Origin of the sequence: Bacillus sp. M13(2017) (assembly GCF_002218325.1) — a bacterium.
Taxonomy (GTDB): domain Bacteria; phylum Bacillota; class Bacilli; order Bacillales; family Bacillaceae_G; genus Bacillus_A; species Bacillus_A thuringiensis_K.
Genome location: NZ_KZ268508.1, coordinates 147,646 through 160,118, shown reverse-complemented (window position 1 = coordinate 160,118; position 12,473 = coordinate 147,646). Strand labels below are relative to the sequence as shown.

Genomic DNA, 12,473 nt, shown 5'->3' with positions numbered 1-12,473 from the left:
ACCTCTACTCTATACTTTTCCATAAATATAACGCTGCATAACTGCAGTATGGTTCACACTCTTGTTTCACTTTTTCTAAAAATGCATCATCAGGTTTATCATCTAATTGAAATATACCTTGCACTGCACGCTGAATCCCAATGTCCGCTTTCGGGAACATATTTTTCCGTCCAAGCCCAAACATTAAAAAGTTTTGCACTGTCCATGCACCAATTCCCCTAATTGGCAACAATTGTGCTGAAACTTCTTCTTCCGTCCCATTTTCTATACTCGCTAAATTTAATGTACCACTGACAATACTTCGACCTAATCCTACTATATATTCAGCCTTTCGCTGACTAAACTTCTGCTCTCTCAATTCTTCTATTGAAATATTTGCTACTATTTCCGGAGTGGGGAAAAAGAATACACCGTTCTTCTCTGTTCCATACCGTTTCACAAATTGTTCTGTTAACACAGTAGCAAATTTCAAATTTATTTGTTGGTGAATGATACAGCGAAGAAGACAAGCAAAATAATCAAATTCTAAAATAATTGGAGTATAAGCATATGTTTCAAATAGTGGACGTAATGATGTGTTTAAAAAATGATTTTGTATATCTTGAAACGGTTCATTCCAATGAAAAATGGCCCTCATTCGTTTCATGACTTTCTCTGGATCTCCTGTCTGACTAGAAATCCAAAACTGTGGATTTTGAACAGTACCAATCCCTTGTAAGCGAACAACAACCTGTTCCTCGTCTATACAAAGCGGGATATAAATAACTTTCTCATCTAATTGAATGACGTTAAGAGGATCAAAAGATAAACGTTTTAATACTTCTTCAAAATGATACGGATACTCTAACGTAACATGTTCGCTCCACATACGTTTCCCCATCCTTTTTACACATCATTATAGCATGAGAAAACCGTAAGCATACATGCTTACGGTTGATTGCTTTTTACTAAGTCATCTAGACTTTTAAAATGATACCCTTTCTCGCGCAAATCATCAATGATTTTCGCAAGTGCTTCTGCATTATCTTTTGATATTGCATGAAGTAATAAAATAGATCCTGGATGAATCATCGTCATAACATTATTATGCGCATATTGCCATCCTCTTTGCTGATCCACTTTCCAATCCAAAAATGCAAGTGACCAAAATACATTATAATAGCCCATTTCTTTCGTAAGAGCTAACGTTCTTTCACTAAATACACCGCGCGGAGGACGTACATATTTCACTTCTTTTTGCCCAGTTACTTTTTTAATTTCTTCCGTTACACTCGTTAATTCTTCACGAAGTTTCTCATCATTTACCGCTGTAAAATCAGGATGACTCCAAGAATGGTTTCCAATAATGTGTCCTTCATCCTTCATTCTTAACAATAAATCTTTTTGTGTTTTAATGTAATGCCCCGTTACAAAGAAAGTTGCTGGTACTTTTTTCTCTTTTAATACATCTAATATTTTCCCGGTGTATCCATTCTCATATCCATTATCAAATGTTAAATAAATATCTTTTTTCTTCGTATCTCCTAAATAAAACCCGCCATTTTTTTGTAGTAAATCTGTATATAACTTTCCTGCATCTGGTACTGTTTCATTTTTAGGACGCGGGATTCCCCAGTTATGTGGAGTATTTGTATAAGCCAGTGCTGAAACTGGAACAAGTGCCATCATAATTGAAAAAATGAGACCGATATATAACCATTTATATTTCATAAATAGTCTCCTTTCCATATATAATCGTACTTGTAGTTTCTGTTGCTACGCATTCTTTCATGCTGAACATGTTTTTCTATATATACCAAAAAAATGCATCTCGAATCATTCGAGATGCATTTTTTATTTACTTAAATACTGGCTCTTTAAAGCTAGCTAATTTTTCAAGTGATGTTTTATCAACATCTGCATGTAAGCTATTACCATGAGAGTCCATCGTTACAACTGCTTTAAACCCGTCGATACGTAAATGCCACATTGCTTCTGGAATACCAAATTGTAAGAAATCAACATCTTTCACTTCTTTAATACATTCAGCATAATATTGCGCTGCACCACCGATTGCGTTTAAATATACACCGCCGTGTTCTTCTAAAGCCGCTAATGTTTTCGCACCCATACCGCCTTTTCCAATGACAGCGCGAATACCGAATTTCTTCATAATATCGCCTTGGTAGGGTTCTTCACGAATACTTGTCGTTGGACCTGCCGCTTTAATTTGCCAATTGTCATTTTCATCTTTCACAACAACTGGACCACAGTGGTAAATAATTTGTCCGTTTAAATCTACTGGACAATCATTATCCATTAAATGCTTATGGATTGCGTCACGACCTGTATACATCATGCCATTAATTGTTACAACATCACCAACGCGAAGTTCACGAATTTGCTCTTCTGTAATTGGTGCTTGTAATACAATCTCACGTTGCTCTGTTTTTTCTTGTACTTCATGCTGAAGTGTATCTTCCCCTTCTTGATATAACCAATCCATAATGTCTCCTGTTTCAGGATGGATTTTCACACCAAGGCGACGATATGCCCAGCAATTATACGCAACAGATACATAGAAACTAGCTGGCAAACGATTATAGACGCCAATTTTACAACCAAGTAAAGTTGTTTCTCCGCCAAATCCCATCGTACCAATGCCAAGCTTATTCGCATTTTCTAATACGTACTCTTCAAGATGTTGTAACTCTGGTACTGGATTGACATCATCTAATGTACGGAATAATTGATTTTTTGCTAATTCATAACCTGATGTGCGGTCTCCCCCGATACCAACACCAATTACACCAGCGCTACATCCTTGCCCTTGTGCTTGATATACTGCATGAAGAAGGCATTTACGAATCCCTTCTAAATCACGGCCAGCTCGTCCAAGTCCTTCTAGTTCACACGGTAAGCTATATTGAATATTTTTATTCTCACAGCCACCACCTTTTAGGATTAAACGTGCATCAATATAATCTTTTTCCCATTGTTCAAACTTAATCACCGGTGTACCTGGTCCTAAATTATTTCCACTATTATCTCCAAAAAGAGAATCAACAGAATTGGGACGAAGTTTACCATCTTTTGTCGCCCGCTCAAGCGCATTATAGATAGCTTCCTTCAACTTTAATTGATTCACACCAACTGGTGTATAAATTTTAAACGTTGGCATCCCTGTATCTTGGCAAATCGGCGAGATGTTATCATCAGCCATTTTAATATTATTTGTAATTGTGCCAAGTGCCATCGCAGAACGAGTCCCTGCATTTTCTCGCTCTTTCGCTTGTTGAATCGCACGACGAACATCTTTCGGTAAGTTCGTTGACGTTTCAACAATTAGTTGATACATGCTTTCTTGAAGCTTTTCCATTGTTACTTCCCCCTCAATTGTGAACGCTACCAAAACGTTATGAGCTGAAAATTCAATTGTTATGCTCTTTAGCTATTTATTTGTTTCACGCTATTAGAGCATAAATGAAATTTTTCACAACTTGATTATACCTCTTTTTCTATCGTCCTTCTATTACCCGAACAGAAAAAGGCTACCAAATTGGAATTGGTAGCCTTTTTAATATATTATTCGTCTTTTTTAAATTGCTCACATTTTAATTCTAATTCATCTAACATTGCAAGAAGACGATCTACATCTTCTAATTCTACTTCTTCAGGTTCAATTGTATCAATTACTTCAATGAACATATTTAAACGTTCTTTTAAATATACTAATTGTGTATCTTTATCTTGAATTGCTTTTCCCATGAAGGCACTCTCCTTTTAATTCGAGTTGCTTTTATTATACCGCAAAAACGATTGCTATGGGCATGAAATTTCATCAATTTTGTCACAGTCATCCACTATAATGTAAGCCCTCTCTCTTTTCATGCTAAAAAGTTTCACTTTATAAAAAGCACATATTCTTCTATTATAGAGAATGGACAAATTGTTATTTCAATAGTCAAAGGAGTATTTCATATGACGATATCACAAAAAATGAAGCCGATTACTCCTTCTTACGATCCATGGGAAGCGTATATGGACCTTGAAGAGTACGGCAAACTACTATTAACAAATGTTGAATTTACAACGACGACGTTATGCAATATGCGCTGTGAGCATTGCGCTGTTGGTTACACGTTACAGCCGAAAGACCCAAATCCGCTTCCGATGGATCTTTTATTAAAACGATTAGATGAGATTCCTCATTTACGTTCTTTAAGTATTACTGGCGGAGAACCTATGCTTTCCAAAAAATCCGTCGACAACTATGTAACACCACTCTTAAAATATGCCCATGAACGAGGCGTTCGCACTCAAATCAACTCTAACTTAACTATAGATTTAGCACGTTATGAACAGATTATTCCTTATTTAGACGTATTGCATATCTCTCATAACTGGGGAACAATTGATGACTTCGTTGAAGGCGGATTTGCAATGATGGAGCGTAAGCCTACTTACGAACAACGTGCAAAATTATTCGAAAGAATGATTACAAATAGTAAGGCTTTATCAGATGCAGGTGTACTTGTATCGGCCGAAACAATGCTAAACAAAAGAACTCTACCACATATTGAACATATTCACCGCCAAATCGTCGAAGAGATGGGCTGTAAACGTCATGAAGTTCATCCAATGTATCCAAGTGACTTCGCGAGTAATCTAGAAATTTTAACAAAAGCTGAAATTCGTGATGCGATTGAACATTTACTAGAAATTCGCGATGAAAATGTATGGATGCTATTTGGAACTTTACCTTTCTATGCTTGTAGCGATGACGAGCGAGACATTGCCACATTTAAAAAGTTACAAGAGAGCAAAAATGTAACTGTTCGTAACGATCCAGATGGTCGTTCACGCTTAAATGTAAATATTTTTGATGGCAATATTATCGTTACTGATTTTGGTGATGTTCCACTTCTAGGAAACATACAAACAAACACATTACAAGAAGCGTATGAAAAATGGAGCGCTTCAAAAACAGCAAAATCATTAAGCTGTCACTGTCCTGCAGTAAAATGTCTTGGACCAAATGTTCTTGTAAAAAACAGCTACTATCCGACAGAAGATTTCTTATCAAAAACAGCAAACATTACATTATAAAAAAACGTCAGCTCATAAGCTGACGTTTTTTCATGTTATTGCGAGTGGGAAGAAGAAATGAATTTAAAATACAAATGATCATGAATTGGAATAGCAGCTCCAATTCCTTGAGAAGTAATATTTTTCACAACAAGTCTTTTTTGATTTCCCTTTAATACAAGATACACTTCTCCAAATGTTACTTTTCCTTTTTCATTTACTGCTGGTGTATAAGCGTATAAATATCCGAGTTGACTCGGGCTAATATTATACACACGCTCATGCCCAGTACCATAACCAATGGTCGTTTTAAACGAAAGGGGTAATTGTACTTTTTCAAGTGCTTTGAGAAGCATCATTTTTTTCACATCTGCAGCATCTTTCATATCTGCTGTTAAATCGCCTTCAACCGTCTTTTGTGTTTCTTGCTTATAGCGAAGTGGATATAAACGGTCTCCTCCGCGATTATCATACACATTTCGATTCACTTGTTTATATTCCCAATTAATCGATGTGTCTACTGATTCATAACGTAAAGCCCATTGACCTAAATAAATTTTTGCCCGATACCCTACTGCAAGCGGCGCATTTGAAATTGTCGTTTCATTAAACATCCGAATTAAGTCTGGATTTTCAATTTTAATATTAGCCGTTTTCAATAGCTCTTGAGCAAATTTACTTGGTTGTAAACGTGGCAAATCTTGCGCATCATTTGGAAATGTATTGTCTTTTGAAATATTTAAAACAGATGAAGGCATTTTTGTTCCTACTGTTGTCTTTGCAAAACTCATGTTAGGAAATAATAAAATAAACGAGACCATAGTTGAAAGGCATATGCTGTATACTCGTTTCACCTGTCTGGCTCCTTCCTATGTAGGTATATATACTACTTCGTTTATTGTTTTCTCTGAGCGCAATTGTTATGCCTATTTTTCATAATAAATAAAAACCAATTCCCATAATGACATACGCCGCTAGTAAAGTGCCACCTTCAAACCAGTTTGTATCTCCATCATTGGAAATCGCAATCGTTAAGAAAACGGCTGTAATCATAGACACAAGTTCTGGTATGGTAAATACTAAAGGCATCCTTTGTGCGAAGAACATAGATAGCAATACTAATACAGGAGCAACAAACATAGCGATTTGTAATGTAGAGCCTATTGCAATTTCGACTGCAATATTTACTTTATTTTTATAAGCCATAATAATTGCAGACGCATGTTCCGCTGCATTCCCAACAATTGCAACGATAATAACCCCTATAAATAACTCTGACCAGCCAAATGACTTTGCAACAGTTTCAAAAGTATGCACGAGTGCCTCTGACACATAAGCTACTGCCAGTGTTGCTATCGCTAAAATAAGGAGCGCCTTCCCTTTCGACCACTCTGGCTCTTCTTCATGCGCTACTTCGTCACTTTTATGTTGATATACACCACGGTGCGTAACTAACTTAAATAGTAATGCAGCAAGGTACATGATAATCATAATAATAGAAACACCTATACTTAATTGATACGTCTTGCCAGCGTCCATCTTCATTGAAAAGATCTCTGGAATAACAAAGGCCACAACAACAGCAAATATTAATAAAGCTGAATTATGCCTTGCATCATATACATTAAAACTTTGTCTTTTGTATTTAAGACCTCCAACAAAGAAAGATAACCCTCCTACTAATAATAAATTTCCAAGTACAGAACCCGTTAAAGAAGCTAACACCACTTCAATTAACCCTGCTTGAAGTGCAAAAATTGAAATGATAAGTTCAACAGCATTACCGAAAGTAGCATTTAATAACCCGCCTATTCTAGGACCAGAAACAATTGCTAAACTCTCTGTTGCTCTCCCCATAAAACCAGCTAATGCGATAATCGTAATACAATACACAGCAAACATAATTGTTTCTGGCCAATGAAGTGTTTTTCCAAGCACAGACAGTGGTACACCTATAAGCGCTACTATAAGAAATATTTTATTAAACATGCTTTTTCATCCTTCCATCGTATGTATTTCTCCTCAATATTATTATTATTATTCTCCTAACTTGTCCGATTTCATCACAATTACGTTTAAAAAATCGGATTGAAGAAAACAGTATGAAAGATATTTAAATTATCTTGTTTAAACAGACAGAATTATAAATTGTGAAAAGGGGTTAAAATTATGCACTTAAAAGAAAAAATCGCAACTATTATTCAAGGTCAACGTACTGGTGTATTATCTACAGTACGAAATGAGAAACCTCATAGCGCCTTTATGATGTTTTTCCATGAAGATTTTGTACTGTATGTTGCAACAGATCGACAATCAAAAAAGATAACAGATATTGAACAAAATCCTAATGTCCATGTACTACTCGGACGAGAAGGGAAAAAATTAGATGAAGATTATATTGAAGTTGAAGGATTGGCTTCAATCGAGGAAGACTCGACATTAAAAAACAAGTTTTGGAATAATAGCTTAAAACGTTGGTTACTCGGCCCTGAAGACCCTAATTACGTACTGATCAAAATCAATCCCGACACAATTTATTACATCGATGGTGCCGGTACGACGGAGCCTGAGTTTTTACGACTATAAAATAAAACAAGCCCCCTTAGGTGGGCTTGTTTTGTCGAAAAGTTCTTTTGAAAAAAACAATAAAATAGGTGGAACTTTCTAAAGATTCTGTTATATAATAGAAGTAACTTAAATAAACTGTATTAAAACAGATTGAGAGGAGAAATAAAATTGATGAAGAGAGAAGAACGCAAAAACATGATTGAGTTTATTGAAAAGAAAAAAGGGATTGAGCGTGACGAATTACTGTTTATGACAGACGATGAAGTAGAACATATTTATAATGTAACGTACTTTTTATATGAGGAAATTGCAGAGTAGTATAATAACCCCCACCTTATTAAAAATATAAGGTGGGGGTTATTTCGTTATTTAGCCCACTATTTACAGACAGTAAAACTCCCACCTTAAAATTCAGGTGGAGCAAGAAGTTAAGTTGAAGTCGTGCTTCCTATAAACCTCAATTGCTTCAACCTTATACATGAGAATCATTTTCATGTATAATACTGTAAGATTGGAGGAATTTTACTATGAGTTCGTGGCTCTTATTTGCCCTATTATCAGCAATTGCTGCTGCCCTTGTATCGATTTTTGGAAAGTTTGGTTTAGACGGCATCGATGCAAACGTTGCAACAACAATTCGATCTATTATTATGGCATTATTTATGATAGGCGTTATTATCATACAAGGTAAATTTCAAAATATCGGCGACGTACTGCTAAATAAAAAAGCACTGCTATTTATCACATTAAGTGGGGTTGCAGGTGCTTCGTCATGGCTATTTTATTTTCTTGCCCTCAAAACAGGAAAGGTTTCACAAGTAGCTCCTGTCGATAAATTAAGCGTCGTATTTTCTATCATTCTCGCTATGATTATCCTCGGTGAAAAGTTAAACTTTATGACCGGTGTTGGTGTAGTCTTTATTACAGCTGGTGTATTATTTATTGCTTTCAGCTAAAAAACCGCTATTAGCGGTTTTTCTTTTTCTTTATGTACAACCATACAACACATGTAACAACTGCTGAAATTAATAAAATCCATATTCTATAATGATGTAAACTATACTCAACGAAGCGCCACTTCTCGCCTAACTTCCAGCCAAGCCCAATAAAAACACTTATCCAAATGAGCGCACCACCGTAAGCGTATAAACAAAAACGCCAAAGTGTCAAATTTGATACCCCAGCAAAATATGCTGTTAAATGACGTACTCCCGGTATAAAATAACCAATCATTAAAAGAAATGGCCCATATTTTTCAAATAAAATATGTGTTTTTTCAATGTGATGTTCTTTAATTCTAATTTTCGGCCCATATTTCTTTAAAACAGGGAGCCCAAGTTTTAAACCTAATATGTAGCTTAACGTGATCCCTAACATCGCACCAGCCATCCCACTTAAAAAAGCAGCAGTTCCTGACATAACTCCTTTTGAAACATTATAACCAACAAAGGTCAATAAAAACTCGTCTGGTATCGGTAATCCGACAATCCCACCAGCCAAAGCTATAACAATTCCAAAATAGCCATAATGCGCGATTAACTCGCCAATATGTTGTTCCATTCGGAAGACACATCCTATGCACGATCGTTATTCCACATTGTACCCTTTCTATCTTTAAGGCAAACATGGTATACATATTCACTATACATTGTTTTTATAATGAACTCTACTTCTATTCTTTCCTTTAACAGAGATAAAGTGAAACTTTAATCAGTGGGAGTTTTGTTCATCCTCTACTAATTATTAACCTATGCCAATCTTGCTTCTACAGACATCCCGACTCCCACATAACTCACTTACATTCACCAATTTTGAGATTAGATTCTTACTGCACGCAAATGACCCGATAAAAAATAAAAATTCATATGCGTGTTTTTTTGTTACAATAAAGGAAAGTTACTTTTCGCAACGGTTTAACTCTCAAGAAAAATGATATATCTAGCAAAAACATAGTTTGGTCTATATAATGCAACTTCTACCTATTAAAAGAACATACACCCTTTTACATACAACATCATTTTTCTAAATTATACAGGGGGGAACGAACATGACCATTGAAAATCAATTTATTCAAAAAGTTTACTATAAAACATTTTTAACAGAAGAAACTTCTACTCCTGCATCGGAAGTACTCGGTGAAGCATATATAAATGAATCTAAAAATGAATTCTCCAACATTTCTAATATTCGATTTGCTCAAGGTGAATTTTATTATCAAAATAAAGATTTTGAAGCAGCTATATTTAAATGGGAAAAAGTAAATAATGCTCTTGCACTTTGGGCGACAAAAAATATTGCAGATGCTTATTTTGAACTAGGATTCTTATCAAAGGCAGAAGAAATTTATCAATCTATTCAAACGGAAGATACAACTCTTACGATGGAGGTTTCCTTACAACTTCTTTCTCTTTATATCGAACAAGATCGTTTAGGACTCGCTTTTAAGACGATTAGTGAAGCTGTTGCATTCCAACCGGATTACCCAAATATTACTGCAATTGCACGTTCTTTCTATGAAAAACAAGAAGATTGGAACAACGCTATCGAACTAGCTGTTCAAGAAGGTATTCGAACACAATCTTTACACTGGTTTGATACGTTAATAAATTACATAAACAAAGGATTTACAAAAAATATTAAGCCTGAATATTTCTATGAGTCTTTAAAAGCTCTATATGCTGTTGATCAAGCCCAATTTAAAGAACTTGTTATTGCTCTTTGGAATAGCTATCAACATGAATCCTTATACCTTCCTTGGATTCAAAGTATTAATCATTTATTCTTGCATATTGAAACAGACAATAATGACGATTGGAATGAAATTTGTACTCGCTATCAAGAAACATACTTTGCATTAATTACCGGAAATCACTTTATGCATGAATTAAACGGACTTGTACCAAATTTATTAACAAATTGGTTCAGTTTAACAAAAGCAAAAGATTCTCTAGTTGTCTCTGCAGCAGTGTTAGCATGGAATGAAGTCTCACCTACAACTTTAGAATCATTACTTGTAAAAAGTGCTGGTTCCTTACTTTCTAATACATCAGCTGAAGCAGATGTAAATATGGAAACAGTTTCTCATTTATTCGAAACAATCGCTGTATGGGCTGAGAAAAATGATGTAGATTTAAGTCATCAATTTACGCTACTCGTCCATGAACTATGTGATTTAAATGTCACACCACTACTAATAGCTGGAACTAGCGACCATGATAAAACATCATTTGTTAATTCAATATTGGGAGAGAACATCTTAACTGAAACTTTAACAACTCCTATTCTATTTAAAGACGCTAGTCAAACTGAAATTACAGAATTTACCGAGTTAGATATACGAAATATCTCTAACCTTGATGAATTCCATCAAATAACGTCTACATCTGCTCAGTCAGAACTTGAGAAAAAATGTATAGAAATTAAGCTACCAAGTAGGTTTTTAAGAAAAACTAAGTTTACATTTCTTATTACACCATCCATTCAAGAACAATTGGATAAAAACAATGCATACTTTGAATACTTACAAGCAGCAGATAGCCTTGTTTACGTATTAAATTCTTCTTCACCATTGCATAGTGAAGAAATTGATACGTTAATTTATTTACGTGAACAAGTACCAAACTTACAAATTCACTTCGTATTACATACAAATAATACGACTACTAATGAAAAACTAATTAATAAACTTAAAGCACATTTTCCAGATGCACAATTCTTCCCATACTCTCCTTCGCAAGAGAGTAGCCAGCAACTTGGAGATGTAACAGAATCTATTCTCTCTAATCTTGCAAAACGCGATATAGAAAAAGAACGTATAGAAAAGCTAATATGGTTTACGCAAAAGACAATTGCTTATCTCATAAATGAACGTGTGGAATTAGAAAATACATTAGTAAAATCCGTACGCTGGAATAAACACATCTCAGTGAAACTTACTGGATTTATTAATAACCTTACTGCTCTTGAAAAAGATAAAATTCGCTCTATTACCGAATCCTATCTTTTAATGAAAGAAGAAATTACACGAGATATACATTCTCAAATTCCTGAATTATTACAGAGCTGCTCTGATCTTGTTCAAGAAGATAGTGATTTCAAACTAGTTCATGAAGAATTAAATGCTGCAATGAATGAACGAGTTCAAAAGCATGTACAACAGGTACTTCTTCCTAAATTTACTGGTTCTATTCAAGAATGGATTGAAACAGCACATAATGAATTTATTCAAGCTCAAGCTTATTTAGATGAAATGAGTGAAACATTTAATAAATTATATAAAGAAGAACGTATGAAACTTCCTTGCGATTTCAAATTATTAGATGATTGGAATCGAGATGTTGTACGAATGACAAATCGAATTACAGTAACGAACATCAATATTTTATTACGCTTTACACCGACACAGTTTTTCTTAAAAAGTGCCGGAAAATTATTTGGTAATATGCAAAAAAACCAATCTATGCTCGCCAACAAATATAAACAATATATTGAAACAGAAGACTATACAGAAATTGCTCACACAATTTCAAAACAATTCTTCCTTCAATTTGAAGTATTTGAAGGTGCATTAGAACGTGATATCATGATGTTCTTCAAAGATCCACTTAACATATTGAAACAAAATGTAGATGCAGCTCAACTTGAGATAAAGGAAGACGAGCAAACATTAGCAACGCTAAGAAGCAATCCAGAAACATATCATGATCCTTTGGCGTTATTTAAACTACAATTGCTACAACATAAATTCGTTTTAAGTACTACAAAGAAATATGAAGATACCTTTGTATCTAACGAATCTCCTACTGTTTAACAAAAAAACCAAGCAAACTAAAATTTGC

12 protein-coding genes are annotated in these 12,473 nt (G+C 34.7%); 5 read left to right on the top strand and 7 right to left on the bottom strand.

All coding sequences use genetic code 11. The features are described 5' to 3' along the window. Positions 1–4: 4 nt before the first annotated feature. The 4 genes from CGQ22_RS20170 to CGQ22_RS20155 all read right to left on the bottom strand — a co-directional run bounded on the left by CGQ22_RS20170 (position 5) and on the right by CGQ22_RS20155 (position 3,747). Entirely contained in the window at positions 5–868 is an 864-nt protein-coding gene (locus CGQ22_RS20170) for a DNA-3-methyladenine glycosylase family protein (protein ID WP_000269424.1), read from the bottom strand. Positions 869–927: 59 nt separating this feature from the next. After that, on the bottom strand, positions 928–1,710 hold the full coding sequence (pdaA, locus tag CGQ22_RS20165; protein ID WP_000875957.1) for a delta-lactam-biosynthetic de-N-acetylase: 783 nt from the start codon (positions 1,708–1,710) through the stop codon (positions 928–930). A gap of 127 nt (positions 1,711–1,837) precedes the next feature. Next, entirely contained in the window at positions 1,838–3,358 is a 1,521-nt protein-coding gene (gene fumA, locus CGQ22_RS20160) for a class I fumarate hydratase (protein WP_000413523.1), read from the bottom strand. A gap of 206 nt (positions 3,359–3,564) precedes the next feature. Continuing rightward, entirely contained in the window at positions 3,565–3,747 is a 183-nt protein-coding gene (locus CGQ22_RS20155; RefSeq protein ID WP_000513558.1) for an SE1561 family protein, read from the bottom strand. Between the two features lie 213 nt (positions 3,748–3,960). On the opposite strand from CGQ22_RS20155, the gene yfkAB reads away from it, so the two are divergent. Next, complete coding sequence (gene yfkAB / locus CGQ22_RS20150) at positions 3,961–5,088, top strand: radical SAM/CxCxxxxC motif protein YfkAB (protein ID WP_000156023.1); 1,128 nt, start codon at positions 3,961–3,963, stop codon at positions 5,086–5,088. A 35-nt stretch (positions 5,089–5,123) separates the two neighbouring features. Here yfkAB and CGQ22_RS20145 read toward each other — a convergent pair whose 3' ends face one another. Next, complete coding sequence (locus CGQ22_RS20145; protein ID WP_002163835.1) at positions 5,124–5,921, bottom strand: YfkD famly protein; 798 nt, start codon at positions 5,919–5,921, stop codon at positions 5,124–5,126. Positions 5,922–6,000: 79 nt separating this feature from the next. After that, entirely contained in the window at positions 6,001–7,056 is a 1,056-nt protein-coding gene (gene cax / locus CGQ22_RS20140; protein WP_000482133.1) for a calcium/proton exchanger, read from the bottom strand. A gap of 180 nt (positions 7,057–7,236) precedes the next feature. Between cax and CGQ22_RS20135 the strand changes: the two genes are divergently transcribed. The 3 genes from CGQ22_RS20135 (at position 7,237) to CGQ22_RS20125 (ending at position 8,591) form a co-directional block, all read left to right on the top strand. Continuing rightward, positions 7,237–7,653, top strand: a complete 417-nt coding sequence (locus CGQ22_RS20135) for a pyridoxamine 5'-phosphate oxidase family protein (RefSeq protein ID WP_000550220.1) — start codon at positions 7,237–7,239, stop codon at positions 7,651–7,653. Positions 7,654–7,806: 153 nt separating this feature from the next. Then, the gene (locus CGQ22_RS20130) at positions 7,807–7,953 is read left to right on the top strand and encodes a BH0509 family protein (protein WP_000817786.1); all 147 of its coding nucleotides are present in this window, start codon (positions 7,807–7,809) and stop codon (positions 7,951–7,953) included. Between the two features lie 209 nt (positions 7,954–8,162). After that, positions 8,163–8,591, top strand: coding sequence for an EamA family transporter (locus CGQ22_RS20125; protein WP_000100296.1), 429 nt, complete (start codon positions 8,163–8,165; stop codon positions 8,589–8,591). 10 nt (positions 8,592–8,601) lie between these two features. Here CGQ22_RS20125 and CGQ22_RS20120 read toward each other — a convergent pair whose 3' ends face one another. Then, positions 8,602–9,195, bottom strand: a complete 594-nt coding sequence (locus tag CGQ22_RS20120; protein WP_089149219.1) for a DedA family protein — start codon at positions 9,193–9,195, stop codon at positions 8,602–8,604. Between the two features lie 487 nt (positions 9,196–9,682). On the opposite strand from CGQ22_RS20120, the gene CGQ22_RS20115 reads away from it, so the two are divergent. Continuing rightward, positions 9,683–12,445 carry a tetratricopeptide repeat protein gene (locus CGQ22_RS20115; protein ID WP_089149218.1) on the top strand — a complete coding sequence of 921 codons (2,763 nt, stop codon included), beginning with the start codon at positions 9,683–9,685 and terminating at the stop codon, positions 12,443–12,445. Positions 12,446–12,473 lie beyond the last annotated feature (28 nt).

Coding starts and splice junctions, on each gene's coding strand:
- pdaA (WP_000875957.1), bottom strand. CDS start 1,710: ATGAAATATAAATGGTTATATATCGGTCTCATTTTTTCAATTATGATG.
- CGQ22_RS20125 (WP_000100296.1), top strand. CDS start 8,163: ATGAGTTCGTGGCTCTTATTTGCCCTATTATCAGCAATTGCTGCTGCC.
- CGQ22_RS20155 (WP_000513558.1), bottom strand. CDS start 3,747: ATGGGAAAAGCAATTCAAGATAAAGATACACAATTAGTATATTTAAAA.
- fumA (WP_000413523.1), bottom strand. CDS start 3,358: ATGGAAAAGCTTCAAGAAAGCATGTATCAACTAATTGTTGAAACGTCA.
- CGQ22_RS20130 (WP_000817786.1), top strand. CDS start 7,807: ATGAAGAGAGAAGAACGCAAAAACATGATTGAGTTTATTGAAAAGAAA.
- yfkAB (WP_000156023.1), top strand. CDS start 3,961: ATGACGATATCACAAAAAATGAAGCCGATTACTCCTTCTTACGATCCA.
- CGQ22_RS20135 (WP_000550220.1), top strand. CDS start 7,237: ATGCACTTAAAAGAAAAAATCGCAACTATTATTCAAGGTCAACGTACT.
- CGQ22_RS20120 (WP_089149219.1), bottom strand. CDS start 9,195: ATGGAACAACATATTGGCGAGTTAATCGCGCATTATGGCTATTTTGGA.
- CGQ22_RS20170 (WP_000269424.1), bottom strand. CDS start 868: ATGTGGAGCGAACATGTTACGTTAGAGTATCCGTATCATTTTGAAGAA.
- CGQ22_RS20115 (WP_089149218.1), top strand. CDS start 9,683: ATGACCATTGAAAATCAATTTATTCAAAAAGTTTACTATAAAACATTT.
- cax (WP_000482133.1), bottom strand. CDS start 7,056: ATGTTTAATAAAATATTTCTTATAGTAGCGCTTATAGGTGTACCACTG.